27 protein-coding genes are annotated in these 26,346 nt (G+C 65.1%); 14 read left to right on the plus strand and 13 right to left on the minus strand.

Going from position 1 to position 26,346, the window contains the following annotated elements:
- The first annotated feature begins 81 nt into the window (after positions 1-81).
- From AWB70_RS33080 to AWB70_RS33105, 6 genes are read left to right on the plus strand one after another with little or no spacing between them, the layout of a single operon-like run.
- Positions 82-2,127 (plus strand): hydantoinase/oxoprolinase family protein, encoded by a 2,046-nt coding sequence (locus AWB70_RS33080; RefSeq protein WP_053572121.1) that lies wholly within the window; start codon positions 82-84, stop codon positions 2,125-2,127.
- Between the two features lie 4 nt (positions 2,128-2,131).
- On the plus strand, positions 2,132-3,865 hold the full coding sequence (locus AWB70_RS33085) for a hydantoinase B/oxoprolinase family protein (RefSeq protein ID WP_053571713.1): 1,734 nt from the start codon (positions 2,132-2,134) through the stop codon (positions 3,863-3,865).
- Positions 3,862-5,031: a CaiB/BaiF CoA transferase family protein gene (locus AWB70_RS33090; protein WP_082378201.1), complete on the plus strand. Its 1,170-nt coding sequence runs from the start codon at positions 3,862-3,864 to the stop codon at positions 5,029-5,031. The genes AWB70_RS33085 and AWB70_RS33090 overlap by 4 nt, the downstream gene beginning before the upstream one ends.
- Positions 5,028-5,840 carry an enoyl-CoA hydratase-related protein gene (locus AWB70_RS33095; protein ID WP_053571712.1) on the plus strand — a complete coding sequence of 271 codons (813 nt, stop codon included), beginning with the start codon at positions 5,028-5,030 and terminating at the stop codon, positions 5,838-5,840. The genes AWB70_RS33090 and AWB70_RS33095 overlap by 4 nt, the downstream gene beginning before the upstream one ends.
- Before the next feature lie 34 nt (positions 5,841-5,874).
- A complete protein-coding gene (locus AWB70_RS33100; protein ID WP_053571711.1) occupies positions 5,875-7,236 on the plus strand; it encodes an MFS transporter in 1,362 nt (453 codons plus the stop codon).
- Between the two features lie 12 nt (positions 7,237-7,248).
- Entirely contained in the window at positions 7,249-8,190 is a 942-nt protein-coding gene (locus AWB70_RS33105) for a hydroxymethylglutaryl-CoA lyase (RefSeq protein WP_053571710.1), read from the plus strand.
- 13 nt (positions 8,191-8,203) lie between these two features.
- On the opposite strand, the gene AWB70_RS33110 is transcribed toward AWB70_RS33105, so the two are convergent.
- Positions 8,204-8,953, minus strand: coding sequence for an alpha/beta fold hydrolase (locus AWB70_RS33110; RefSeq protein ID WP_053571709.1), 750 nt, complete (start codon positions 8,951-8,953; stop codon positions 8,204-8,206).
- Positions 8,954-9,226: 273 nt separating this feature from the next.
- On the opposite strand from AWB70_RS33110, the gene AWB70_RS33115 reads away from it, so the two are divergent.
- Entirely contained in the window at positions 9,227-10,588 is a 1,362-nt protein-coding gene (locus AWB70_RS33115) for an MFS transporter (RefSeq protein ID WP_045461807.1), read from the plus strand.
- 25 nt (positions 10,589-10,613) lie between these two features.
- On the plus strand, positions 10,614-11,606 hold the full coding sequence (locus AWB70_RS33120; RefSeq protein WP_053571708.1) for a D-2-hydroxyacid dehydrogenase family protein: 993 nt from the start codon (positions 10,614-10,616) through the stop codon (positions 11,604-11,606).
- 80 nt (positions 11,607-11,686) lie between these two features.
- On the opposite strand, the gene AWB70_RS33125 is transcribed toward AWB70_RS33120, so the two are convergent.
- From AWB70_RS33125 to AWB70_RS33135, 3 genes are all read right to left on the minus strand, one after another.
- Positions 11,687-11,890 carry a cold-shock protein gene (locus AWB70_RS33125; protein ID WP_014252848.1) on the minus strand — a complete coding sequence of 68 codons (204 nt, stop codon included), beginning with the start codon at positions 11,888-11,890 and terminating at the stop codon, positions 11,687-11,689.
- Between the two features lie 204 nt (positions 11,891-12,094).
- A complete protein-coding gene (locus tag AWB70_RS33130) occupies positions 12,095-13,165 on the minus strand; it encodes an extracellular catalytic domain type 1 short-chain-length polyhydroxyalkanoate depolymerase (protein WP_053571707.1) in 1,071 nt (356 codons plus the stop codon).
- 34 nt (positions 13,166-13,199) lie between these two features.
- Complete coding sequence (locus AWB70_RS33135; RefSeq protein ID WP_014252846.1) at positions 13,200-13,616, minus strand: ribbon-helix-helix domain-containing protein; 417 nt, start codon at positions 13,614-13,616, stop codon at positions 13,200-13,202.
- Between the two features lie 178 nt (positions 13,617-13,794).
- Between AWB70_RS33135 and AWB70_RS33140 the strand changes: the two genes are divergently transcribed.
- On the plus strand, positions 13,795-14,670 hold the full coding sequence (locus AWB70_RS33140; RefSeq protein WP_235024405.1) for an SMP-30/gluconolactonase/LRE family protein: 876 nt from the start codon (positions 13,795-13,797) through the stop codon (positions 14,668-14,670).
- A 15-nt stretch (positions 14,671-14,685) separates the two neighbouring features.
- Here the strand turns inward: AWB70_RS33140 and AWB70_RS33145 are convergent, their stop codons facing one another.
- The 4 genes from AWB70_RS33145 to AWB70_RS33160 all read right to left on the minus strand — a co-directional run bounded on the left by AWB70_RS33145 (position 14,686) and on the right by AWB70_RS33160 (position 19,529).
- Positions 14,686-15,633, minus strand: coding sequence for an ABC transporter substrate-binding protein (locus tag AWB70_RS33145; protein ID WP_014252844.1), 948 nt, complete (start codon positions 15,631-15,633; stop codon positions 14,686-14,688).
- A gap of 69 nt (positions 15,634-15,702) precedes the next feature.
- Positions 15,703-16,734: an ABC transporter permease subunit gene (locus AWB70_RS33150; protein WP_014252843.1), complete on the minus strand. Its 1,032-nt coding sequence runs from the start codon at positions 16,732-16,734 to the stop codon at positions 15,703-15,705.
- A gap of 22 nt (positions 16,735-16,756) precedes the next feature.
- Complete coding sequence (locus AWB70_RS33155) at positions 16,757-18,295, minus strand: sugar ABC transporter ATP-binding protein (protein WP_053571705.1); 1,539 nt, start codon at positions 18,293-18,295, stop codon at positions 16,757-16,759.
- Positions 18,285-19,529, minus strand: coding sequence for an ROK family transcriptional regulator (locus tag AWB70_RS33160; protein ID WP_014252841.1), 1,245 nt, complete (start codon positions 19,527-19,529; stop codon positions 18,285-18,287). Before AWB70_RS33160 ends, AWB70_RS33155 begins: the two co-directional genes overlap by 11 nt.
- A gap of 248 nt (positions 19,530-19,777) precedes the next feature.
- On the opposite strand from AWB70_RS33160, the gene msrC reads away from it, so the two are divergent.
- The 3 genes from msrC to AWB70_RS33175 all read left to right on the plus strand — a co-directional run bounded on the left by msrC (position 19,778) and on the right by AWB70_RS33175 (position 21,748).
- Complete coding sequence (gene msrC, locus AWB70_RS33165) at positions 19,778-20,275, plus strand: free L-methionine (R)-S-oxide reductase MsrC (protein WP_053571704.1); 498 nt, start codon at positions 19,778-19,780, stop codon at positions 20,273-20,275.
- Complete coding sequence (locus AWB70_RS33170) at positions 20,272-20,670, plus strand: DUF302 domain-containing protein (RefSeq protein ID WP_041733498.1); 399 nt, start codon at positions 20,272-20,274, stop codon at positions 20,668-20,670. The genes msrC and AWB70_RS33170 overlap by 4 nt, the downstream gene beginning before the upstream one ends.
- A gap of 94 nt (positions 20,671-20,764) precedes the next feature.
- Positions 20,765-21,748 carry a substrate-binding domain-containing protein gene (locus AWB70_RS33175; RefSeq protein WP_053571703.1) on the plus strand — a complete coding sequence of 328 codons (984 nt, stop codon included), beginning with the start codon at positions 20,765-20,767 and terminating at the stop codon, positions 21,746-21,748.
- 3 nt (positions 21,749-21,751) lie between these two features.
- Here the strand turns inward: AWB70_RS33175 and AWB70_RS33180 are convergent, their stop codons facing one another.
- The gene (locus tag AWB70_RS33180) at positions 21,752-22,939 is read right to left on the minus strand and encodes a fumarylacetoacetate hydrolase family protein (RefSeq protein ID WP_053571702.1); all 1,188 of its coding nucleotides are present in this window, start codon (positions 22,937-22,939) and stop codon (positions 21,752-21,754) included.
- A 103-nt stretch (positions 22,940-23,042) separates the two neighbouring features.
- Here AWB70_RS33180 and AWB70_RS33185 point away from each other — a divergent pair, with 103 nt between their 5' ends.
- Positions 23,043-23,789 carry an IclR family transcriptional regulator gene (locus AWB70_RS33185; RefSeq protein WP_053571701.1) on the plus strand — a complete coding sequence of 249 codons (747 nt, stop codon included), beginning with the start codon at positions 23,043-23,045 and terminating at the stop codon, positions 23,787-23,789.
- Here AWB70_RS33185 and AWB70_RS33190 read toward each other — a convergent pair.
- Both AWB70_RS33190 and AWB70_RS33195 read right to left on the minus strand, forming a co-directional pair.
- Positions 23,768-24,322 carry a universal stress protein gene (locus tag AWB70_RS33190; protein WP_053571700.1) on the minus strand — a complete coding sequence of 185 codons (555 nt, stop codon included), beginning with the start codon at positions 24,320-24,322 and terminating at the stop codon, positions 23,768-23,770. The genes AWB70_RS33185 and AWB70_RS33190 overlap by 22 nt on opposite strands.
- Before the next feature lie 97 nt (positions 24,323-24,419).
- Positions 24,420-24,659 (minus strand): hypothetical protein, encoded by a 240-nt coding sequence (locus AWB70_RS33195; protein ID WP_045461774.1) that lies wholly within the window; start codon positions 24,657-24,659, stop codon positions 24,420-24,422.
- Positions 24,660-24,877: 218 nt separating this feature from the next.
- Here AWB70_RS33195 and AWB70_RS33200 point away from each other — a divergent pair, with 218 nt between their 5' ends.
- The gene (locus AWB70_RS33200) at positions 24,878-25,345 is read left to right on the plus strand and encodes a response regulator (RefSeq protein WP_053571699.1); all 468 of its coding nucleotides are present in this window, start codon (positions 24,878-24,880) and stop codon (positions 25,343-25,345) included.
- Here AWB70_RS33200 and AWB70_RS33205 read toward each other — a convergent pair.
- Positions 25,321-25,716, minus strand: coding sequence for a hypothetical protein (locus AWB70_RS33205; protein ID WP_050878628.1), 396 nt, complete (start codon positions 25,714-25,716; stop codon positions 25,321-25,323). The genes AWB70_RS33200 and AWB70_RS33205 overlap by 25 nt on opposite strands.
- Before the next feature lie 233 nt (positions 25,717-25,949).
- Positions 25,950-26,306 carry a hypothetical protein gene (locus tag AWB70_RS33210; RefSeq protein ID WP_014252832.1) on the minus strand — a complete coding sequence of 119 codons (357 nt, stop codon included), beginning with the start codon at positions 26,304-26,306 and terminating at the stop codon, positions 25,950-25,952.
- Positions 26,307-26,346: the final 40 nt, after the last annotated feature.

Genomic DNA, 26,346 nt, shown 5'->3' on the forward strand with positions numbered 1-26,346 from the left:
CGGCGCGGCTCGATCATGCCGGAACACACGCGGCGTGGGCAAGCGAACCGGAAATCAGGCATCCACATGGAGAGAAGCAAATTGAAAAGAATCGGACTCGATGTCGGCGGCACCTTCACCGATGTCGTGATGGTGGACGATGAGACAGGGCGCATCTGGTCGACCAAGGTGCCGACGACGCCGAAGGATCGCGTCATCGGCACCATCGAAGGCTTTCGCAAGATTCTCGAACTGTCGGGAGCCGATAGCGCGGAGGTCGCGTTCCTCGGCCACGGCACGACGATGGCGACCAACATGGTCGTCGAAGGCACGGGCGCGAAGACCGCGCTCGTCACGACGCGCGGCTTTCGCGACATCCTCGAACTGCGGCGCGTCTCGCGTCACGATCGCGCCGATCTCTACGATCTGCTGTTCGACAATCCGCGTCCGCTCGTCGAGCGGCGCTGGCGGCTCGAAGTGAACGAGCGCCTGCGCTACGACGGCAGCGTCGAAACGCCGCTCGATCACGCGCAGCTCGAAGCGCTCGCCGATCAGATCCGCGCGTCGGATGTCGAAGCCGTCGCCGTGTGCTTTCTGCACGCGCATGTGAATCCGGCGCACGAACGCGAAGCCGTCGATACGCTGCGCCGCCTGTTGCCGGACCACTTCATCTGCGCTTCGCACGAAGTGAATCCGGAGTCGATGGAATACGAGCGCGCGAGCTCGACCGTCATCAACGCGATGCTCGGCCCCGTGTGCGGGCGCTACATCGGCCGCCTCATTGGCGCGCTGGCGCAACATGGCTTCGCGGGCAAGTTCCTTTTCATGCAGTCGAACGGCGGTCTCGCAAGCCCGGCGATGGTCGCGGACAAACCCATCGTGCTGCTCGAATCGGGGCCGGCGGGCGGCGTGTCGGCGGCGATCCGCAACTGCGAGAAGAGCGAACTGAAGAACGCGATTCTCGGCGACATGGGCGGCACGACGTTCGACGTCTCGCTGATCCGCGACTTCCGCCCCGAACTGCGCAACAAGAGTCTGCTGCATACCTATACGGTACGCTCGCCCAGCATCGACATCGATTCGGTCGGCGCGGGCGGCGGCTCGATCGTGTGGATCGACGCGGGCGGCGGCGTGCGCATCGGACCGGAAAGCGCGGGCGCGGACCCCGGCCCCGCGTGCTACGGACGCGGCGGCACGCGGCCGACCGTCACCGACTGCAATCTCGTGCTCGGCTATATCGATCCCGACAGCTTCCTCGGCGGCGAATTCAAGCTCGACGCGCAAGCCGCATGGCGCGTCGTCGACGAAGTCATCGCCCAGCCGCTCGGCGTCTCCGTGCCGGAAGCCGCGCAAGTCGTGCGCTCCGTCGCCAACGCGCTGATGGCGCAGGCCATCCGCATCATGACGGTCGAGCGCGGCTACGATCCGCGCGAGTTCTCCTATATCTGCTACGGCGGCGCGGGGCCGGTGCACGCGGTCGATCTGGCGCACGAAATGGGTATCCGCCGCGTGGTGATTCCGCCGCTGCCGGGCCTTTTCAGCGCATTCGGCATGACGGTCGCGGACCAGCAATACGACTATCAGCGCCCGCTCGAAAGCGATCTCGCGATGATCGACGACGCCGCGCTGCACGCCGCGCTCGACGAACTGACCACGCAAGGCATGGACGAACTGCAGCGTCACGGCGTGGACGCGGAGGGCGTGAAGGTCGTGCGCCTCGCCGATTGCCGCTACGCGGGCCAGCCCGACGTCATCACGGTCGAAGTGCAGGGCGAGGCGCAAGGCATTCGCGAAGCGCTCGCGCAGGCTTTCGAGGACGCGCATCTGCGGCAATGGAACTTCGTCAGCAAGGACAAGCCGGTGGTGGTCGCCAACGTGCGCCTGCAACTCGTGACGACGACCGGCTGGCGCGGCGGCGTCGCGAGCGCGGACGGCGGCGAGTTGCCCAAGCCGGTGCGCACCCGCGAAGTGTATTTCGACGGCGGCGTGCGCACCTTGCCCGTATTCGCCCGCATGCAGATTCCGGTCGGCGCGACGATCGAAGGGCCGGCGGTCATCGAGGAACACAGCAGTTGCGCCGTGCTGAAGGCGTCGCACGTCGCGCGCGTCGATTCCGATCTCAATCTCGTCATCGAACTGGCAGCCTGAATATATGGACATCGTCACTTACGAAATTATCCGCAGCAGTCTCTTCGCGGTCGCGCGTGAAATGAAGATCGCGATGATGCGCACCGCCGGCAGCCCGCTCATGCACGCGAGCGGCGATTCGTCGGCCGCCATCTTCGACGCCGACATGCAACTCGTCGCGCAAGGCAACGACATTCCGACGATGCTCGGCTCAGCCGTCATCTCGACGCGCGTGTCGGTCGAAGCGGTCGGGCGCGAGAACCTGCGCCCCGGCGACGTGATCGTCAGCAACGACGCCTATGTGGGCGGCGGCAATCATCAGCCGGACGTGCAGTTCACGCGGCCCGTGTTCGCGGGCGGCGAGATCGTCGCGTTCGTGATGACGCGCGGCCACTGGACGGATATCGGCGGGCAGTCGCCGGGCAGCTATACCGTCACGACGTGGGACGTGTTCGCCGAAGGCATCCGCATTCCGCCGGTGTTTCTGTATCGCAACGACGAGCCGGTGCAGGACATGCTCAACCTGCTCACGCGAAACAGCCGCAACGCGCACGAACTGCGGCTCGACATTCAGGCGCAGTACGCGGGCACGTATGTGGGCGACCGCCGCATCGGCGAACTCGTCGCGAAGTACGGCGCCGAAGCGCTGCGCGACGTGATGAGCCAGAGCCTCGATCATTCCGAAAAGCTGATTCGCGCGGAGATCGCGCGCATTCCCGATGGCATCTACGAAGCGGAGGAGTATCTCGATCCGATCGAAGCGCCGGGCTGGAAGCAGGAGCGGCCGCTGCTCAAGGTGAAGATCACCAAGACGGGCGATCAGATTACCTTCGACTACACCGGCACCGGCCCGCAGGCGCGCGGCGGCATCAACTGTCCGCTTTCGGTGACGTGCAACAGCACCTGGTTCACCGTGAAGGCGCTGACCGATCCCGGCATTCCGATCAATCAGGGCTGCTATCGGCCGGTGACGATCATCGCGCCCGAAGGCAGTGTGCTGAACTGCCGCTATCCGGCGTCGGTCGTCTCGGGCAATACGGAGACCTCGCCGCGCGTGATCGATCTGTTGCTGAAGGCGCTCGCGCCGGCGGTGCCGGAGCGCATCACCGGGCAGAGCAACTGCGCGTCGTGCGCGGGGATTTTCAGCGGACGCGATACCGATCCGGCGCGCATCGCCCGCACCGGCCAGGAATTCGTCACCATGCACGACGTCCACGCGGGCGGCATGGGGGCGCGCGCGGGCAAGGACGGCGTGAGCGGCGTGCGCGTCTATGTGGGCAACGCGGGCAGCCAGTCGGTCGAGATGATCGAAGCGACCTCGCCGCTGATGGTCGAGGAATGGTCGCTCGTCACCGACAGTGGCGGCGCGGGCCGCCGGCGCGGCGGGCTGACATCGCGGCGCGTGTATCGCGTCGAGTATGACGAAGCCACCTTCACCGTTTCGGGCGAACGCGGACGGTCGGCGCCCGAAGGCCACTTCGGCGGCGAGCCCGGCACGCGCTTTCACTGCGTCGTGGCGCGCGCGGACGGCAGCGAGCACAAGGTGGCGGCGAAGGGCGGGCAGACGGTCGTGTATCGCGGCGATCGCGTGACCGTGCAGCCCGCGGGCAGCGGCGGCTATGGCGACCCGCGCGAGCGCGAGCAGGCGCGCATCGACGCCGATATCGCCGATGGCTACGTCAGCGCCGAAGCCGCCGCGCAACGCTACGGTCAGGCGCAGCAAAACGTCGATGCACCGCTCGAAGTCACCGCCGAATGAGCATGAACGAAACCATGAGCCAGTCCCTGCCGCTCGCGGGCGTGTGCGTGATCGAGATCGGCCACAGTCTCGCCGCGCCGTATGCGGGCATGATCCTGGGTTCGCTGGGCGCGGAGGTCATCAAGATCGAGAGCGCGGAGCACGGCGACTATGCGCGCGACTGGGGCCCGCCCTTCGTCGATGGCGCGGCCGCGCTGTTTCATGCGGTTAATCACGGCAAGCAGAGCATCGCGATGTCGCTGTCGAATCCCGATGAAGCGCAGGCGTTGCGCGAGCTGATTGCGCGCCGCGCCGATGTCGTGCTGCAGAACCTGAAGGCGGGCGGCACCGAGAAGTACGGTCTCGGCGGCGAACAGATGCTGCGCATGAAGCCGTCGCTCGTCTACTGCAATCTCGGCGCGTTCGGCACGGCGGGGCCGTTGCGCGACAAGCCCGGCTACGACCCGCTCGTGCAGGCGCTGTCCGGCCTGATGAGCTTTCTCGGCCAGCCGGGCGAGCCGCTGTCGCGCATTCCGGTGTCGGTGAACGATATGGGCACGGGGCTCTGGGCGGCTATCGGCGTGCTCGCCGCGCTCTTCCGGCGGCAGGCGACAGGCGCGGGCGAAGTCGTGTCGGTATCGCTGTACGAGACCGCGATCAGCTGGGCGGGCATCCAGATCGCCGACTATCTCGCGTCTGGCGTGCTGCCGGGGCGCTGGGGATCGGGAACGGCCGCGATCGTGCCGCATCAGGCCTTCGAATGCGCGGACGGCACCATCATGGTCGCGGCGGGCAACGACCGCCTGTTCCGCCGCCTGTGCGACGTGCTCGCGGTCCCCGCGCTCGCCGACGACGCGCGCTTCGTCACGAACGGCGCGCGCGTGAGCAACCGGGTCGAGCTGATCGACCTGCTGCACGCCGAGTTCGGCAAGCAGAGCAGCGCGCACTGGCTCGATGCGCTCGACCAGGCCGGCATTCCCTGCGGGCCGATCCAGACCATCGATCAGGTCGTGGAGCACGAGCAGACCCGCGCGCTCGACCTGTTGCGTACCACCGACGACGGCGCGGCCACGGTGGTCGGCGTGCCGATCTCGTTCGGCGGCGCGCGGCCCGCGCACACCGGCGTCACGCCCAAGCTCGGCGAACACAACCATCTGCTGACGAAGAAACCCCTGGAGACATCTTGAAACTTGCATCGCAACTGGTCGGCGCGCTCGGCACGCTGACGCTCGAAGAGATCGACGAGCAGATTCTCGTCGTCAAGCTGAACCGCCCGGAAGTCTCGAACGCGATCAGCACGACGATGGGCGAGGAAATCATCCGCGTATTCGGCGCGCTCGAAGCGGACCCGGCGCTGTATCGCTGCGTGATCCTGACGGGCGCGGGCGAGCGCGCGTTTTGCGGCGGCGCGGACCTCAAGCAGCGCGAAGGGATGACCGACGAGCAATTCGGCGTGCAGCACTATCTGTTCGAGCGCATGAACCGCGCGCTCACGTATTGCCCAGTGCCGGTCATCTGCGCGGCGAACGGCGCGGCGGTGGCGGGCGGACTGGAACTGCTGCTCGCCTGCGACTTCGCGTATGCCGCGGCGAACGCGGTGTTCGGCTTCACCGAAGTCAAGCGCGGCATCATGCCGGGCGGCGGCGGCACGCAGCAACTGCCGCGCACCATCGGCACGCGGCGCGCGAAGGAACTGATTTTCCGCGGCGCGAAGTTCACGGCGCAGGAGGCGCTCGCGTGGGGCGTCGTCAACCGGCTGTGCGAGCCGGGGCGCGTGCTCGCCGACGCCATCGAAGCGGCGCGCGATATCTGCACGAGCGCGCCGCTTTCGGTCGCGCAGGCGAAGAAGGCAATCGACCTCGGCATGCAGGGCGATTTGCGCACCGGGCTGTATCTGGAAATCGAAGCGTACAACCGGCTGATTCCGACCGAGGACCGTCTCGAAGGCATCAGCGCCTACAACGAGAAGCGCTCGCCCCGATTCAAAGGCCGCTAGACCAAGACCCGGATTCACCGGAGGAGACACATACATGACACCCGAAATCGGCAGCTTCGACAGGCCAAAGGCCGAAGCGACCTACGGCAAGATCACGCGCAGGCTCATACCGTTCCTGTTCCTGTGCTACGTGTTCGCGTTTCTCGATCGCATCAACATCGGCATCGCGCAGCTCGACATGAAGCACGACGTGGGCTTCAGCGACCTCACGTACAGCATCGGCGCGGGCATCTTCTTTCTCGGCTACGTGCTGATGGAAGTGCCGAGCAATCTGCTGCTCGCGCGCATCGGCGTGAAGCGCACCTTCTCGCGCATCATGATCCTGTGGGGCTTGATCGCGGCGGGCACGGCGTTCGTCACGCTGCCTTCGCATCTCTACACCGTGCGCTTCTTTCTCGGGCTCGCGGAGGCGGGGCTTTATCCCGGCGTGATCTTCTATCTCACGCGCTGGTATCCGGTCGAGCGGCGCGCCAAGGTGATCGCCATCTTCACCTGCGCGACGGGCATCGCGGGCCTGTTCGGCGGGCCGCTGTCGGGCGCGCTGATGACCTACTTCAACGGCTACGGCGGCCTGCACGGCTGGCAGTGGATGTTCATCGTGCAGGGCTTGCCGGCGAGCGTGCTCGGCGTGATTGCGTTCTTCTTTCTCGACGACGGCCCGCAGCAGGCGAAGTGGCTCACCGAAAGCGAAAAGGCCGTCGTGCTCGCCGATATTCGCAAGAGTTCGAGCGTCTCGGCCAAGCACGCGGAGCACACGTTCGGCCGTGCGCTGAAGGACTTTCGCGTCTACGTGATGGGCTTCGTCTGGTTCACGCAGATCGCCGGCGTGTTCGCGATCGGCTTCTGGCTGCCGACGCTCATCAAGAGCGCGGGCGTGTCGAGCGCGCTGCAGATCGGCTGCTATTCGGCGATTCCGTATTTCGTGAGCTGGATCGCGCTCATCATGCTGAACCGTCATTCGGACCGCACCATGGAGCGGCGCTGGCATTGCGCCGTCGCGATGGTGTTCGGCGCGGCGGGTCTCGTCGTCGCGGCGTTCACGACGGGCAATCTCGCGCTCTCGCTGGTAGCGCTTTCAGTGGCGACGGCGGGCATTCTCGCGCCCAATCCGCTGATCTGGGCGATCTCGACCGACTACATCCGCGGCAGCGGCGCGGCGGGCGGCGTCGCGGTGATCAACTGCGTGGGCCTGCTCGGCGGCTTCGTCAGCCCGATGATCATCGGCTCGATCAAGACCATGACCAACAGCATGGCGGGCGGTCTCGGCGCGATCGCGTTTCTGATGGTGCTCGGCGCCATCGCCGCCGTGGTGCTCGCGCCTTCGACGTCGGGCGTCGCGGCTGCCGTCGGGCATGCGGACGAAGGCAGCGATGCCGTCGCGGACCCGACCATCTGAACTGGAGAGCACATGAAAGACAACGAAAGAGACGTGGAGATTCGCGAAGTCGGCCTGCGCGATGGCTTGCAGATGGTGCGCACCATCCTCACGAGCGCGCAGAAGCTGGAATGGTGCGCGCGGCTGGTCGATGCAGGCGTGACCGATATCGAAGTGACTTCGTTCGTGCCGCCGAAAGTCGTGCCGCAATTCGCGGACGCGGTCGAAGTCGCCGCGGGCGCGCTCGCCATCGAGGGCCTTCACGCCGCGGCGCTGGTGCCGAACCTGAAGGGCGCGCAACGCGCCTTCGACGTGGGCCTGAACAAGGTGCATTACGTGCTGTCGGCGAGCAACGAGCACAACCTGAAGAACGTGCGGCGCAGCACGGCGGAGTCGGTCGAGGACTTCGTGCGCATCGCGGGGGCGCGCGACGAACTGGGCCGCCATATCGTGCTCGGCGCGGGCGTGGCGACCGCGTTCGGCTGCACGATCGCGGGCAAGGTCGAGGAAAGCATCGTGCTCGGCCTCGTCGAAACGCTGATCGAGGCGGGTGCGCGCGAAATCACCATCGCCGATACGGTGGGCTACGCCAATCCCGCGCAGGTGTATGCGCTCATGCGGCAGGTGCTGACGCTTGCCGGGCCGGTGCCCGTCGCCTGTCACTTTCACGATACGCGCGGTCTGGGCCTCGCCAACGTCATGGCCGCGCTCGATGCGGGCGTGCGCGCGTTCGATGCCTCGCTCGGCGGGCTTGGCGGCTGTCCGTTCGCGCCCAACGCGACGGGCAACATCAATACCGAAGACACGGTGTTCATGCTCGAAGCGCAAGGGCTCAGCACCGGCATCGATATCGACAGGCTGCTGGCGATTCGCGAGACGATCGCCGCATGGCTGCCGGGCGAGCCGTTCACGGGCGCGATCGCCCGCGCGGGGCTGCCGAAGACTTTCGTGCATCCTGAGGCGATCGCCGCTTAGGTTCGCCGATGGCTCAGGTCGCCGCGGCGAGCCGTTCGAGCAGATTGGCGAGCAGGCCGGGCGCGAGCACCATCGCGTCATGGCCTGTGTCGATGCTTTCCCAGCCCCAGTCCGGATAGTGCGAGCGCACATGCTCGCGCACGGGCGCGAGCGTCTCGTACGAAGGATTGGCGCAATGCACGTAGGTGCAGGGCAGCCCGTTGCCGAGCGGATGGTCGAGCCGAAGCGGCGTAGCATACGTTGCAAGCGGATGCGGCGTGAGCCGCCGATGCACCCACGCCGCACGCGGATGATCGTCCGGAATGCCGGTGCCCTTCAACCCATTGACGGGCATCCCGAGCGGCTGGCCGCTCGCCCTGACCGATTCCTTGCGCTCCTCGACGACGCTCGCGGGCAGCACATCGAACGCGCATTGCCCGCTTTCGACGAGCAGGCTGTCGAGAAACACGACCGTGCGCAGCGCGTGCGCAATGCGGTCGGCGACGCCCGACGCAACCAGTCCGCCGTAGCTGTGGCCCACCAGCACGACATCGCGCAATTCCTCCGCCTCGATGACGTTGACGATATCGGCGATATTCACATCGAGCGACGTCGCCGATGCCACCAGATGATGGCGCTCGCCGAGTCCGGTCATGGTCGGCGCGACGACGCGATGGCCGCGCGCGCTCAGTTCGTCCATGACGGATCGCCAGACCCAGCCGCCGTGCCACGCGCCGTGAATCAGAACGAAGTTGAGCGAGTTGTTCGGTGCACTGCTGTTCAAGTCGGTCTCCTGATCGATGTGGGCGCGAGAGATGAGGCGGACAAATCGTCTCAGAGATGGAGCCGCTGCGCAACGGCGCCAATTACTGGTTATCACCGATATAACCCGCGCGTCTCACCTGATCGGTACTTTTCATTATCGTCGCGCATCGATGTTTCTTAGACTGGCGGCATTGCTGGAACCTCGCGTTGTCGCTTCCGGCGAAGCATGTAGGGATGGAGCAGAAGTGAATCGATCACATTAATCCAAGCCGCAAAAACATGGAGACAGCGAGTGAACCAGTCCGTTCTAGATTCCGATCCGACGTCAGCCGATACGCTGACGTCCGGCCCGATAGCGAGCGCCGAAGAGCGCGCGCTCTACCTGCGGGTCACGCTTCGCATCGTGCCCCTGCTGTTCGTGTGTTATGTCGTCGCGTTTCTGGATCGCATCAATGTCGGCTATGCGAAGTTGCAGATGCAGGACGCGCTCGGCTTCAGCGATAGCGTGTACGGCCTCGGCGCGGGCATCTTCTTTCTATCGTACTGTCTGCTGGAAGTGCCGAGCGCCATGCTGCTGAGGCGCATGGGCGCGAAGAAAACCATCGCGCGCATCATGATCTGCTGGGGCATCGTCGGGGCGTGCTCGGCTTTCGTCACGAACGTCACGCAGTTCTATATCGTCCGCCTGCTTCTGGGCGTGTTCGAAGCGGGCTTCTTTCCTGGCGTGATTTTCTATCTGAGCTCGTGGTTTCCGGAAAGACGGCGCGGCGTGATCATCGCCTGCTTCATGGTCGGGTTTCCGGTTGCGGGTATCGTCGGCGGCCCGGTGTCGGGATGGGCGATGACGAGTCTCGCTCACGTCGCCAATCTCGCCGGTTGGCAATGGCTTTATATCGTCGAGGCATTGCCGGCGGTCGTGCTCGGCCTCGTCACCTTGCTGCTGCTGGACGACAACATCGACAAGGCGAAATGGCTGACCGATGCCGAGAAGGGCGTGCTTCGGCAGGGCTTCGAAATCGAGATGGAGCGCAAGCGCAAGATCGGGCAGCACGGCCATGCGAAACTCGCCGAGGCGCTCGCGGACCCGAAAGTCTATATGCTCGCCTTCATCGATTTCGCGTTTGTCTGCGGAACCTATTCGGTGACGTTCTGGCTTCCGACTGTCATGAAAGACTCGGGCATCTCGAATCTTTCCCTGCTCGGGTGGCTCTCCGTCATTCCTTACGGCATGGGCGCAATCGGCATGGTCGCGATCAGCCGAAGCTCGGATCGCATGCTCGAACGCCGGTGGCATGCGGCCATCGCGGGTTTCATCGGCGCGGCCGCCTTGCTGCTGGTCTCGCATCCGACCAATTCTCCCGCCTTGACCGTCGCGCTGTTGACGGTGGCCTGCGTCGGCATCTTCGCGACCAATGTGCTCATCTGGTCGCTCGCGGCGGATTATCTGAACGGCGCGCCGGCGGCTGCGACGAGCATCGCTTTCGTCAACTGCATCGGCTTGCTCAGCGGCTTTTGCAGCCCCTTCGTGATCGGATGGCTCAAGACCATGACGGGCTCGCTCAACAGCGGCCTTTACGTGATGACGGCCATACTCGTGTCGGGGATCTTCGTCATGCTGTTTGGCTTTCGGCGCCATACAGAAGCGCGGGCCTGATCCGCATTGAACGGACTGAAAACACATGCACAACATTGCCATTCTCGATGATTTCCAGAACACCGCGCTGCGGTTCGGCGACTGGAACGGCTTGCGCGAGCGCGCCAATATCACCGTTTTCACGAACACCATCGGCGACGAGGACGCGCTGGTCGAGCGTCTGCAACCCTTCGACATTCTTTGCGTGATGCGTGAGCGCACCTGGTTCACGCGCAGCGTCCTGTCGCGGCTGCCGAATCTGAAGCTGCTGGCGAGCACGGGACCGTGGAACGCGGCCATCGATATCGAAGCGGCCCATGAACTCGGCATCACGGTGTGCGGAACGGCATCGTCGCCAACGGCCGCGGCGGAACTTGCGTGGGCGCTCATTCTCGCCGCGACGCGGCATATTCCGGAGGAAGTCGCGTCGTTCAGGAAGGGCGGCTGGCAAGTCTCGGTGGGCGGCGACCTGCATGGCAAAACCATCGGCCTGCTGGGTCTGGGCTACACCGGCGGCGCGACCGCGCGGGTGGCGCAGGCTTTCGGCATGCGCACGATCGCATGGAGCCAGAACATGACGCAGGAGTCGGCGGCGCAGCATGGCGCGCTGTACGTGTCGAAGGAAGAACTGCTTGCGACAAGCGATATTCTTTCGGTTCACGTGCGCTTGTCGGAGCGCACGCGAGACCTGATCGGCCGCGCGGAACTGGCGTCGATGCCGCGGCACGCGCTGCTGGTGAACACGGCACGCGGACCGATCGTCAACGAGCAAGCGTTGATCGAGGCTTTGCGTGAGAAGCGGATTGCAGGCGCGGCGCTCGATGTTTTCGATCAGGAGCCGTTGCCCGCGGAGCACCCGTTCCGGACGCTGGACAACGTGATCGCGACGTCGCATATCGGTTACGTGACCGATGAGTCTTATCGCTTTTACTACGGCGAATCGGTCGAAAACATCCGGGCCTGGATCAGCGGCGCGCCGGTGCGCGTACTGACGCCCACGAAACGCGAGATCAGTTATTTCGCCGCGAGTCCGGCTTAAAGCGTCGCACAAATGAAAAGGGCCTCCGGAAGGAGGCCCCATGAACCGGGTTCGCGATCGGAACCCGTGTCCTGCGACGATCAGAGCGGCTTGATGTTCGCAGCTTGCAGTCCCTTGGGACCGCGCTTCGTCTCGTAGCTCACCTTCTGGTTTTCAGCCAGGGTCTTGAAGCCATCGGCGCGAATTTCGGAAAAGTGAGCGAAAAGATCTTCGCCGCCGTTGTCGGGCGTAATGAAGCCAAAGCCCTTCGTGTCATTGAACCATTTGACGATACCGGTATCCATCTGGAATCCTTAGATAATTTTGATGTTAAACATGCGTTCCGCAAGGGAACTGGAGAAGCAGCAAGGAGGGAGTGGACAACGAATACCGCCAGGGAAAAAACGGACATTGATGAGCAGCAATCGAACTTCTTGGGCACTTCTGGGCCAGCAGTGTACCAATTCTGACAAAATCGGTCAAGCGCGCGGCAGCGCCGCGCGCTTCATTCAATGGCGACGAGGGTGTTGCAGGAAGAATCGCACCATCTCGGCGCTGGCGTCGGGCCCGGCGGGGTCGGTATAGCTGCCGCTCGAAGAGCCGCCGGACCACGCGTGGGGCGCGCCGTGGATTGTCCAGAGTTCGGCGTCCACGCCGGACCGTGACTTCATGTGCCGAACCGTGTGTTTTCGTGCGCTGCCATGACCGGCCGATGCCCCTTCCGCTATTACTTCATTCGCGGAGAATTCGCGTAATAGTTCGGTCGCGTTGGCGGGATGAACCGTCGCATCCGCATCGCCGTGAAACACGATGAGCGGGGCTCGGGAAGTCCGGCTATCGTCGGTGTCCGCGCGCCCGGCCTTGCGCGCCTTGGAATGCGCCTTGCCGCCGCGCATCGCCGCCAGCGCGGACGGCAAGTCGTGCGCGCACCCGACCGGCAGGCCCGAATGAACGCCTGCCGCCGCATACAAATCGGGATACGTCTGCGCGAGGATCGCCGCCATGGCGCCGCCCGCCGACAGGCCCGCCACGTAGACCCGTTCCGGATCGGCGTTGCAATTCGCCATCACCTCGCGCGTGATGCCCGCGATCAGCGCAGGCTCGCCGTGGTCGCGCTGCTGATCGGCGCGTCTGAACCAGTTCCAGCACTTCGACGCGTTCGCGCCCTGCGGCTGGATCGGATAGACGACGATAAACCCGTGTTTCTCGGCAAGCGCGTTCATCCGCGTGCCGGCTGCGAAGTCGTCCGCGTCCTGTGTGCAGCCATGCAGCATGACGATGAGCGGCAGAGGCTCGCCGCCGGAATGGGCGGGCACGTAGAGCTTGTAATCGCGCTGGCCAGCGGCGCTCGCATAGCGCCGCATGCTGAAATGCCCGCGTTCCTCCACGTCGGGCGCGGTGTGCGTCGAACGCGCGTGGGGGCGGGGTGACAGGACGTCGGCGAAGGGTGTCGCGACTGCGTCCGTCTGTTCGCCGCGCATGGCGCGCTTCACGATCTCCGCCGCCGCGGCGGGGTCGTTGCTGCGAAAGCGGGCGAACGCCGCTTTCATCGAGTCCAAAAAGCCTTCGTTGAGTTTCATGTCGGTTCCGTTGTCGGGCAATGAGTCGGGCGCGCTACCGGATTCGATCCGCGAGCGCCGCCTTGAGTGCCGGTGATGCATGGAGCGCGCCGCGAACGACGATCGAATCGATCGTCGCCAGCGCGAGTTCGGGCGAGACGTCAGTGGCGATGCTGGCGAGTCCCAGCACCTGAATCCTGAGCCGCTGATGGGCCGCGAGCGCCGCTTCGAGGTCGTGTTTCGAGAAATGCTGAAGGCCCAGCACGAATTCGCGGCGCGTCACCGTCTCCTTGACGGCCGGCGCGTGAATCGACAACTGATTGCGAATCGCCGTACGAATCAGGTCCGTGCGATTCGAGTAAAAGCCTTCTTCCACGAGCAGATCGATCTGGCCCAGATCGACCGGACCGAGATTGATCGTGATTTTTTCGGTTTCGCTGCCTCGCGAGCGATCCAACGCCTCTTTCTTCATTCAAACCTCCCGTTACCATCCATATGGATGGTTTTAGGCTGGTTTCAAGAGGGTGTCAATTTTTTTCGCCCGGACCGCGATTGCGCGGAACATTCGCCGCTGGATTACGATGTTTCGTCCCTCACGGCATGTTTTCGGGAGAATTCGCATGAATCGGCGGGCGATGGCGGCGGCGGCAATGTCCATGTTTCTTGCGGCGTGCGGCTCGGTCGCGCCGGGCACGAGCGCGCAGCAAGTGCCGCTTTCCGGCACGCCGAACGGCGTCGCGGTGCGCGATGCGGACGGCGCGGTATTCGTCACCGACGATAAATCGAACGGCATCGTGATGACATCGGATATCGGCGGGGGCGACTTTTCGCTGTACGCGCGCATTCCGGCCGCCGAGGGCGAGCGCACGGGCCTGAGCCAGATCGCGTTCGCGCCGAACGGGCATCTGCTGGTCGAGCGCTTCGGATTCGGCGCGGCGAGCGCGGTGTTCGATGTCGCGCCGAGCGGGCAGGTCGCGCTCGCATCGGACACGAACGCGGCGCGGCGGCGGCTGGGTCTGCTCGTGCTCGACGGCGGCACGTTCCTGTCGAGCTGGTTCGTGAAGGAAGGCGATGCGCCCGCGAGGGGCGGCGTGAGCGTCATTACGCGCGGCACGGCGCCGCGGCAGGTGATCGAGCGCGATATCGTCACCGGCCTGGCGAAGCCCGTGGGTCTCGCCGCGATCGCCGACGCGCTTTATATCAGCGATCAGGCCGCGAACCGCATCTATCAGGTGGATTTGCAGGCGGCGCGCGCCGCAAGCGCGCCGGTTCCCGCGAGCGATGTCTTCGCGACCGTCGATGCGCCCGACCTGCTGGCCGCGTCGCCCGACGGCACGCTCTACACGAAATGCGGCGCGCACGCCGTATGCAGCATTTCGAAGCGCGGCCGTCCGGCGGTCATCGCGGACGGCATCGGCGCGCCGCGCGGCGTCGCGGTGGATGTCGCGCGCAAACGGCTCATCGTGGTGGACCGGTCGAGCGCGCCGGACAAAACCGGCGCGCTGCGCATCGTGCCGCTCAGATAGCTGCTCAGCGAGTCTTTAGCGCGGCGACGACCAGCCCTTGTAGCTGCCGACGTTCTCGCGCGTGACGAGCGTGGACGGCAGCAGGATCGTCGTGTTGCCCGGCTTCTTGCCGTTCATCAGGTCATAGCCCACGCTCACCGCTTGCTGCGCCATGGCCCACGGGTCCTGACTCGCCGACGCCTGCACGAGCGTGTCGCTTTTCAGCGCCGTTTCGATATCCGGCGCGCCATCCACCGACGTAATCACGATATTCCCGCGATGCAGCTGCTTCGCCGCGAGGTCGGTGCCGATCGCCTGCGGATCGTTGATCGCGAACACGCCGTCGAGCTTCGGGAAACGCGTGAGATAGCCCTGCATCGCGTTCATGCCGCCTTCGCGCGAGCCTTTCGCGTCCTGATCGTCGGACAGGATCTTGATGCCGGGATTCTTCGCGAGGACCGACTTGCAGCCCTTCACGCGGTCGATCACCGCCGACACCTGCGGCCCGTTTTCGATCACCACGTTGCCCTTGCCGTTCAGCTTCTTCGCCAGAAAGTCGCAGGAAATCTCGCCGGCCTGCACGTTGTTGGTCTGCACGGTCGCGTCCGCGCCCGCCGCCGCGACATCCACCGCGACCACGACGATGCCCGCCTTCTGCGCCTTCTTCACCGCCGGCTCGATCGCCTTCGGATCGACGGCGTTCAGCAGAATCATGTCGACGTGCGCCGAGATGAAGTTGTCGATCTGCGTGAACTGCTTGTTCATGTCGTAATCCGACGATACCGCCGTCACCTTGGCGTTCGGATTGATCGACTTGGCCTTGGCTTCCGCGCCCTTCGAGATGGTCACGAAATACGGATTGCCCAGCGATCCGACCGTGATGCCGATGGACTTCAGCTGCTTGTCGGCGGCTTGCGCGGATAGCGACATCGTGAATCCGAGCGCGAGTGCGACGCTGGCGAAAAGCTTATTGTGCTTGCGCATGTTGTTGTCTCCAGTTGGTCCGTTTTTTGGGGCGGGCGCACGCGGACCCGAATGCGCCCGAATAGTGAATCAGGTACGAGCCGAGCCGCGCTGGCGATACCGGTCGAGCGCCACCGCGCCGATGATCACGAGGCCCTTGATGATGTACTGCCAGATATCCGACACGCCGAGCAGCACGAGGCCGTTGGAGAGCACCGCGATGATCAGCGCGCCGACCAGCGTGCCGACGATCGAGCCCACGCCGCCCACGAAGCTCGTGCCGCCGAGAATCACCGCCGCGATGGCGTCGAGTTCATAGGACTGGCCGAGTTGCAAACCGTTCGCCGCATAAAGACGCGCCGCCGACATCACCGCGCCGAGACCCGCGAGCAGGCCGGACATCGCGTAGACGAAGAGCTGAATGCCCCACACCTTGATGCCCGACAGGCGCGCCGCTTCCGGATTGCCGCCGACCGAATAGATGCGCAGGCCGAGCACGGTGCGGCGCAGGATGAACCACGACACGAGCACAACGAGCAGCGCGATGATCACGAGCCAGGGCACGCCGAAGAGCGTGTCGTTGCCGATGAACGCGAACGGCAGTTGCGGATTGAAGATCGTCGTGTCGTTGCCGATCAGCCGCGCGATGCCGCGCACGGCGGTGAGCGAGCCGAGCGTCACGATGAAGGGCGGCAGTTTCAGCAGCGCGATCAACAGGCCGTTGATGACGCCGAAACCCAGGCCGACCGCGAGCGCCGCCGGAATGCCGAGCCATCCCCAGCCCGGAATGTTCGATGCGAGCAGCGCGGCGACCGCGCCCGCCGACAGAATCGAGCCGACCGACAAGTCGATGCCGCCCGTCAGAATGACGAAGGTCATGCCCGCCGCGAGCACGATGTTGATCGAAGCCTGCTGCGTGACGATCGACAGATTCTGGAAGCTGAAGAAGCCGTCCGTCACGACGCCGAAGCCGATGCACAGCAGAATCAGCACCGGCAGCATGCCCGCCGTGCGCATCAGCACCTGCATGCGTTCCTTGTGTTCGATGCGCGTCTGCCGCTGCGCCGTGCTTTCCGCCTTTGCAACCGGCGCCGTGTCGTGGTGTTTCGTCGTGTTAGCCATGTCTCTCTCCAGATTGCCTGACTCAAGCCGCCAGCGCGGCCTTCGAGCCCGTCGCCAGTTCGATGATTCCTTCCTGCGAAATCGGCTTGCCCGAATGGCCGCCGAGTTCGCCCGCGATTTCTCCTTCGCGCATCACGAGCACGCGATCCGCCACGCCGATCACTTCCGGCAGCTCGCTCGAGATGACGATCACGCCGACGCCCGAGCGCGCCAGATCGTTGATGATTCGATAGATTTCCGACTTCGCGCCGATATCGACGCCGCGCGTCGGCTCGTCGAGGATCAGCACTTCGGGTTGGGTTTCGAGCAAACGCGAGAGCAGCACCTTCTGCTGATTGCCGCCCGACAGCGCCCCCACGTTCACGCGCATGTTCGGCACGCGAATCGTGAGCGCGGCGATCGCGTCTTTGGCGCGCGTGTTGCCGCGCGCGAGGTCCATGACGCCCGCTTTCGCATCGCGGCCCGCAATCGTGATGTTGATGTTGTCGCGCACGCTCATGTCGAGGAACAGGCCTTGGCCCTTGCGGTCTTCGGTCAGATAGACGAGGCCCGCGTCGATGGCGTCGCGCGGCGTGCGCAGCCGCAAGGGCTTGCCGTGCATCGACACTTCGCCGCGCGTTTTCTCCTCCGCGCCGAAAATGAGACGCGCAAGCTCCGTGCGCCCCGCGCCGACCAGGCCCGCGATGCCCAGCACTTCGCCCTTGTGCAGATCGAGGCTGCAGCCTTTCACGCGGTTGCCGTCGGCGATATCGCGCACCGAGAGCACGACGTTGCCCGGATCGTAGGGCGCGTGCTCCTTCTTGTAGAAGCCGGAAATGTCGCGGCCGACCATCATCTTCACGAGGCTTTCGGCGGAGAGTTCGTCGCGCATCAGCGTGCCGACATACGAGCCGTCGCGCAGCACGGACACGCGGTCGCTGAGTTCGTAAATCTCCGCCATGCGATGGCTGATGTAGATGATCGCGATGCCTTCCTCGCGCAACTGGCGCACGAGTTCGAAGAGGCGGTCGGTTTCGCGCGACGACAGCGGCGTCGTCGGCTCGTCCATCACGAGGATGCGCGCCTTCGCGTGCACGGCGCGCGCGATTTCGACGAGTTGCCGCTCCGCGATCGACAGATCGCCGACGAGCGTATGCGGCTTGAACGAGGCCCCGAGGCGTTTGAGCACCTCCTCGCAGCCGCGCTCCATGCCCGCGCGATCCACCAGCCTGCCGCGGCGCAATTCGCGCCCCGCATAGATGTTTTCCGCAACCGAGAGATTCGGCGCGAGACTCAGTTCCTGATAGATCACGGCGACGCCGAGCGCGCGCGCAGCCAGCGGCCCGTCGATGGTGACGGCGCGTCCATCGATGAGAATCTCGCCGCCCGCGTCGGCCTGATACGCGCCGGAGAGGATTTTCATCAGCGTGGACTTGCCCGCGCCGTTTTCGCCCATCAGCGAATGCACTTCGCCGGGATAGACCGAGAGACGCACGTCGTTCAACGCGCGCACGCCCGGAAAGGTCTTGCTGATGCCGCGCATTTCCAGCAATGGCGGTCGAGTCGAAACATCATGCGGCATGGTTCACCTCCTGCGATTTGATGCCGGCGTGGCGAAGACCGGCCGCGCGCGGTGAAAAGTTGAAGAACATCGGCAGCGTGGCGGCCCCGATCGCGCCCGCATCCGGGCCGAAGGTGCCGCGCACCAGCGTTGGCGTGCCGCGCGCTTCAGGCGCGTTCGCGGCGAGCGTCGTCGAAAGACGCTTGACGAGCTTGTCCAGCAGGCCGCCGTCGATGTCGGAATCGATCACGACCATCGGCACGTCGAGCACGCAGAGCGTCGCGCGCAAGGCGGGCGCGAGCGCCTCGATGCAGTCGTCGATCCATTCGTCGACGGCCGGCAGACGCCGTTCGATGCACGCCTGCAAATCGACGCGGTTGTCCGCCGCCGCGCCGCTGTAGTTGAGATGCCGCACGAGCGCGTTGAGCGACGCGCGCGACAGCAGAATGTCCCACTGGCCCGCGGGCTGCGGCGCGGAGGGCAGGCGGCTCGGCGGCACCGGAATCACGCCGATATCACCCGCGTTGCCCGACGCGCCGCGCAGGCAGTCGCCGTGGATCGCGATGCCGCCGCCGATCGCCGAGCCGAGAAAGAGATAGACGAAGTCGTCGCAGCGGCGGCCGTGGCCGTAGAAGAGTTCGGCGGTGGCAGCGGCGTTGCCGTCGTTTTCGCTGAAAACCGGCAACGACAGCGCGCGGCCGAGCGTATCGGCGAAATCGGTTTCGTCCCAGGCGCGGAAGGTTTCGGCGGGCAGGCCGAGTTCGCGCAGCCAGCTGCCGAGATTGAAGGGCTGCGCGATGCCGACGCCCGTCAGCCGTTCGCGCTCCGCCGCCGACAGCAGGCCGAGCATGCTTTCGATATCGCGGCGCACGATCCTCAGCACTTCGGACGGATGCGGCAGCACGGCGTCGAGCGCGCTGCGGGCGAGCACGTCGCCGGCGAAGTTGACGAGCACCGTCTCGATGCCCGTGCGATCCAGCCGCACGCCGATGCCGAACGCGCCGCGCGGATCGAGCCGGATGAGCGACGCGGGCTGGCCGCGCTGGCCGTCCAGACGCCGTCCGGTGTATTCGATCAGGCCCGCATTTTCCAGCGACTCGACGATGCTGCCGACCGCCGTGCTCGTCAGATTCGCGTGACGCGCAAGCTCGGCTTTCGAAGCCGGCTCGGTGCGCCGCAACGCCTGCAGCAGCAGGCGCTCGTTGTACCGGCGCACGCTCGCAGAGTTGCTTCCTCGGCCGCTTAGGGGTTTCACGCGCTGTCTCCGTTTTCGAGCGGTCTTGCTGCCGCGTATTAATTAAATCAAGTTGATTTATTTAAGAACGAAGACGGCGCGAAGTAAAGCAGGGAATTCCCGAAGCTGCTTTTAAGCAACCGATGCAGACAACCACGACCGGTGCGCCTTTCACACTAGGCGATGGTTCTTACAAATGCTCGGCGACGCGAAAAACGCGTGGCGAATCGTTGTGCTATCGTCGGCGAAACTTTTTGACGCTTTTTGCCATGTTCTCGATCTCTCAAGCCACGCACGCCAGCAAGGCCGCGCAGTACGACGACCTGTTGCAGCAAGCCCGCGCGCTGATTGCCGACGAAGCCGACTTCATCGCCAATGCCGCGAATTTTTCGTCGCTCGTCTATCACACGCTGCCCGATCTCAACTGGGCGGGCTTTTACCTGTTCGATGGAACCGAACTCGTCGTCGGGCCGTTTCAGGGCAAGCCCGCGTGCGTGCGCATCGCGATCGGGCGCGGCGTGTGCGGCACGGCGGCGCGCGAGCGGCGCACGCAGGTCGTGCCGGATGTCGAAGCGTTTCCCGGCCATATCGCGTGCGATTCGGCGTCGCGCTCGGAGATCGTCGTGCCGCTCGTCGCGAGCGACGGCACGCTGATCGGCGTATGGGACGTCGACAGCCCCGTGCCCAACCGCTTCGATGATGAAGACGCGCTCGGCATGGAAGCGCTGTGCACGGCGTTTGTCGCGCTGGCGTGGAGCAGGAAATGAGCATCGATCCCGCGGACAACGGCGTCGTCACGATTGCGAGCGCGCAGGGCGCCATCGCGAGCGCCGACAAGCTCGAAGCGCTGATCCGCGCGCGCGGTCTGATGCTGTTCGCGCGCATCGACTTCAGCGGCGACGCGGCGCGCGCCGGTCTCGCCATGCCGCCGAGCCAGTTGCTCGTGTTCGGCAATCCGCAGGCGGGCACGCCGCTGATGCAGGCCGTGCCGACCGCCGCGCTCGACTTGCCGCTCAAGGTGCTGGCGTGGGAAGACGCTGGCGGCCGCGCGTGGCTCTCCTATAACGCGACGGAGTATCTGCGCGCGCGCCACGGCCTGGATGCCGATCTGATGAAGCCGGTAAGCGGCGTGGCCGCGCTCGTGGAAGCGGCGGCGCGCTGAAACGGGAAGCCTTACCGGCGACCGGGCTGCCTTCGGCGCGCGAACCCGTGCGTCTACAATGAGACGTCTTCGACCGTCTCAACCATCAGTTTCCATGACGAGCCTTGCCCGCCGCCGCCTGCTTGCCGCGTGCGCCCTGAGCGCGTGCGGGTTCGCGCGCATGCGCGAGGCGCGCGCGGCCTCGGACAAGGCGACGGTCGCGCTCGTGCTGAAGTCGCTGAACGATCCGTTCGTCGCATCGATGATCGATGGCGCGCGCAACTATCAGCGGCATTACGCGTCGCAGCTCGATCTCACGACGCACGGCACGAACACCGACAACGATATCGCCGGGCAGATTCACATCGTCGAAACCTTGATCGAGGCGAAGACCAACGCAATCGTGATCGCGCCCGCGGATTCCAAGGCGCTGCTGCCGGTGGCCGCGAAAGCGATCGCGGCGGGCGTCATCGTCATTGCGATCGACAATCCGTTCGACGAAGCCGCGCAGGAAGCCGCGAACCTCACGATTCCGTTCGTCGGGCCGGACAGCCGGCGCGGGGCGAAGCTCGTCGGCGGCTATCTCGCGTCGAAGCTCGCCGCGGGCGATGAAGTCGGCATCATCGAAGGGCCGCCGAACGATCGCAATTCGCAGCAGCGCACGCTCGGTTTCAAGGACGCGATGAACGCGGCGGGCTTGCGCATCGCGCCGCCGGACGGCGGCGACTGGACCGTGATGGGCGGCAAGTCGGCGGCGCTGCAGATGCTCTATACGCATCCGACGCTGCGCGGCTTGCTCTGCGCGAACGACAACATCGCAATCGGCGCGATCGATGCGGTGCGCATCGCGGGCAAGAGCGGCCGCGTGCTGGTGACGGGTTACAACAATATCGACGCCGTGCAGCCGATGCTCGACGACGGACGCCTGCTCGCGACCGTCGAGCAGTTCGGCGCGCGGCAGGCGGTGTTCGGGCTGGATGTGGCGGTGAAGGCGCTCGTGGAAAAACGGCGGCAAAGGGATTTGTCGCCGTACATGGAGACGCCGGTTCAGCTCGTCACGAAAGGACAGGCGAAGGGATTCGGCTTCGGCGCGTCGTGATCGTCACTGCGCGGACGCGCCGAGCAATCCCCGCGCCGCGAGACTCTGATACAGCGCACGCACGCCGAACGTCCACGGCTCGATCTCCGTCGACAGCCGCACGGTATTGACGAGCGCGCCGAGCGAAGGCGTGGAAATCGTCACGACGTCGCCGAGATGATGCGTGAAGCCGCCGCCTTGCGTATCGCGATCCTTGATCGGCGAGAACATGGTGCCGAGAAAGAGCATGAAGCCGTCCGGATACTGATGATGCGCGCCGTGCGTCTGCGTCACGAGATCGGCCGGATCGCGGCTGATTTCGCTCATGTGGCTCACGCCTTCGAGCACGAAGTCGTCATCCGCGCCTTCGATCTTCAGCGAGACGCTCGTGGCGCGCACCGAATCCAGCGTGAAGCGCTCATCGAAGAGACGCACGAACGGACCGATCGCGCACGACGCGTTGTTGTCCTTGGCCTTGCCGAGCAGCAGCGCGCTGCGGCCTTCGATATCGCGCAGATTCACGTCGTTGCCGAGCGTAGCGCCCACGATCTCGCCGCGCGCATTCACCGCGAGCACGATCTCCGGCTCCGGGTTGTTCCATTGCGATGTCGGATACAGGCCGACGTCCGCGCCGAAACCCACCGACGACATCGGCTGCGACTTCGAGAACACTTCCGCATCCGGCCCGATGCCGACTTCCATGTATTGCGACCACGCGCCGCGCCGCTCCAGTTCGGCCTTCAGCTTCATCGCGGCTTCCGAGCCGGGCTTGATCTTCGAGAGATCCGCGCCGATCAGCTTGTTGATGGTCTCGCGCACTTCTTGCGCACGGCTTGCGTCGCCGCCCGCCTGCTCTTCGATCACGCGCTCGAGCAGGCTCACCGCGAACGTCACGCCGCACGCTTTCACCGCTTGCACGTCGCAGGGCGCGAGCAGGCGCAGGCCATCGGCGGAGGCGTCGAGCGTCGCCTGCAGCACGTCCTGAACGTTGCCGAGATGCTCGCCTTCGGCGTTGCGGGCGATGTCGAGCGCATCGGGGCGATCGAAGAGATCGGCGGTCGTCGGCGCGGCCCGCGTGATGTCGAACACTTCGCCCTTGCGCACCGCGACGACCGACGGACCGTTCACCGGCGCGGGACGCCACACGCGGCCGACGAGCACGGCATCGGCGAAATCTTCGGGCAGGCAGGAGGACACGTTGACGGTTTGCATGAGCTGGAATGGGCTGGCGAAAAAGGAAAGCCGATGCTAGCCCGCGCGTCCGGCAGTGTCCATCAGGTTGATTAAATATCCAACCTGTTGGAATATGACGGCCATGGAAAAAACCTACGATGTGCCCGCGCTGCGCCGCGCGAACGACATTCTCGAAGCGCTCGCCAGCGCCGCGAAACCGGTGCGCGCGGCGGCGCTCGCCGAGCAGACAGGCCTTTCGCGCAGCACGCTGTATCTGATGCTCGAAACGCTCGCGCGCATGCAGTGGATCGAAAAGCGCGACGACGGCTACATGGTCGGCGTCGGCCTGTTCGAGCTCGGCAACGCGTATGTGCGCCACGACAAGCTGCAGGCGGCGTTTCGCGAAGGCGCGGGCGCCTTCATCAACAAGCACAACGAGGTCGTGCAGCTTGCCGTGCTCGACGGCGTGGAGGTGGTGTATGTCGCGCGCGAGGACGCGCATCGGCCGGTGCGGCTCGTCTCCGATCTCGGTTCGCGCCTGCCCGCGCATTGCTGCGCGCTCGGCAAGGCGCTCTTCGCCGGCATGACCGACGAGGATGTCATCGAGCGTCTTCCCGAGCGGCTCGAAGCGGTGACGCCGCGCACCATCACGCGGCGCGCGGCGCTGCTACGCGAACTCGCCGCGATCCGCGCGAGCGGTCTCGCGGTCGAGCGCGAGGAAGTGGCCGAAGGGCTCGCGTGCTTCGCCGCCTATGTCGGCAGGACGCCGGCGGGCAAGCGCGTCGCGGTATCGACGAGCGTGCCGATCGGCCGGTTGGATGCGAAACGCGAGAAACAGATTTCGATGGGCATCGTGCAGCTTGCGGCTCACTTGCGCGGCGCGCTCTGACGATGCGCCGGGCGCGCATTCACCCGACCTTGCGATCCGGCGATGCGCGCTTCGATCGATTCCATTTCGTTTTCCGCATGCGACGCCACGGGCGCGTGTGCCGCGATCAGCACGTCGCAACGCGCGTGCAGGCACACCACGTCGCGCAGACGCGCCTCGCCATGCCGCCAGCCGGTGTCCGATTCGCCGCCGAGCACGATGAGATCCGCGCCCGCCTGCTTCGCCTCCTGCGCGATCAGCTCGCCCACACTCATGCCGTTGAGCGGCTGCGTCACGCTGCGCGCAAGGCCGTCGATGCCCGCGCTTTCGATCAGCCGTGCGGCATAGCGCGTGACGGCGCGCGCATGATCGTCGATGACATCGAGCGTATCGTCCGGATCGCTTTCCGCCGTCGGCACCGCCCACCACGGCGCCTGATCGACGATATGCAGCGCCGTGAGCCGCGCATTGCAGTCGCGCGCGCGGGTGATGGCGGTAGTCAGGGCGCTTTCGCTGAGGCTCGTACCCACGGCCACGAGAATGTGCTTGTACATGGTGCGTCTCCGGTCTGAATCGATGAGACGGATGATCGCCGCGCAGACTTAGCCGCGAATGAGCGCGCGTCTGCACCGGCCCGCACACACGTTCGTGCTAACGGCGGCGTTTCTTCCATTCGTAGTCGCCGGGCGGATCGGCGACGCCGGGCTGGCCGACCGAATGCGGGTTTTCACTGCACAGCGTCACGAAGCCGATGTCTTCGCCGCCGGCCTGGCGGCGTCGAAGCGCTTCCGCAAAGCGCAGCGCGTCCGCGAGCGCGTTCGCATCGAAGCGTTTGAAGTGCGCCGCGCCTTCGATATCAGGGTTGGCGCCGAGCCAATACACGACGAACATCGATTAGCCTCTCGATTGGAGATGGAGCATCGTCGCCGTCGCTCGCGCCACGGCGATGCAAAACCTGCACGGCGCTCGTGCATCGACGCGCCGCGACAGCCATCGGGTATTCCCGAAGTGTAGCGTCGGCGGGCCGCATGCCGCCTGAGGACGCGCGTTTCGGAGCCCGCAGAGGAATGATCGTTGCTGCACTCTCCGTCCATTCCGAGGCCCATACGATGCAACGCTACGACCCTGTTCCTTCGCAAGCGCTATGGCAGATTCCGTCGCCGGCGACACGCCACCACGAGCCGCGCGTGCTCATCGCCGATGACGATATCGATGCCACGCGCGCCATCTGTCTCGCGCTCGAAGACGCCGATTTCACCGTGCGCGCCGTGCATACCGGGCTCGACGCGGTGTCCCTGGCGCGCAAATGGCGTCCGGGCGTCGTGCTGCTCGACTTGATGATGCCGCTCGGCGACGGCTGGGAGGCCGCCGAAGCGATACGCGCGATCGATCTTTCCATGTTGCTGATCGCGCATACGAGCCGCACGGACCCGGAGGACCTGACGCGCGCGCAGCGCACCGGCTTCAACGGTTACTTCGTCAAGCCGACGGAACTCGACGGCATGATCGCGGTGTTTCGCGATTATTTCTCGACGCACAAAGGCGAAGGCGATCAGGCCTCGGCGAGTTCGGGCTGACGGGCGTCGAAGTGCATGTCGGGATGGACGTGCTCCTTGAGCATGTCCTCCCAGTACTGGCAATAGCCGGCCCAGAACGGCATCTGGGAATACGCGGACGCGGCGGTGGGCAACGGGTCGGGCAGCATGCGGGAGAGCCGCCGGATTTCCTTGTGCTTCCATTGCAGCAGCGCCCGGCGATGTCCGCGCCGCGGCGGGCACATTTCGTTCATTCTCGCGACGGCGATCGAGAAGCCCTCGGCGGGGCGCGACGCCATCTTGGTGAGCACCGCGGTCTGCGGGCGCGGCCCGCGTTCGTGACAGATGATCGCGCCGATCTGGCCGAGGATATACATCGCCTTGGCCATCGGCCGCTCGGAAGGGTGTTGCATGGTGCCTCTCGGATTATCGTTATGGGTCTTCGTGCACGAACGCTCGATGCGGCCTCAATCTCGTTATTGATACGTTGTAGCGTCCGGCATTAATAAGATACCGCATTACGACTATTCCGAAATATGCATGCACAAAAAGATACAGTGATGAGGTTTGTTTTGGACTGCGTAAAAGCGAAGCGCCCCTGCATTCGCATGCAGAGGCGCTTCGCTTCGATGATTCTCGTGCCGGATCAGTGCTGCGTGTATTCGATCGGCTGTTGAATTTCGCTGACTTCAGGCAGATGCTTTTGCCGATAGTGCTCCGCCGACGCATTCGCGCCGCGCTCGTAATACGACTGCGCCGTGTGCTGTTCGAGCGCGTCGATGACCGGCAACTGCTCTTCGGCAATCGAATGCATGAGGCTCAGGATGTCGCGCTTCATCGCATCGGGAAACGCCGAGAAGTGCTCGAACCCGCCCGGCGCGGCGACCATGTTCACGAGCGACGACAGCAGGCGCGCGCGGCTCTTGCAGTGTTCGCTGATCGACGTGGAGTGAGAGATGACCGTATGGCCTTGCGCATCGACTGTAATCTGGAGGGGTTTCATGTGCCACCTGGGCTCGTCTGTGATGTCGACATTAAAGCCG

This window comes from Caballeronia cordobensis (assembly GCF_001544575.2).
Taxonomy (GTDB): domain Bacteria; phylum Pseudomonadota; class Gammaproteobacteria; order Burkholderiales; family Burkholderiaceae; genus Caballeronia; species Caballeronia cordobensis.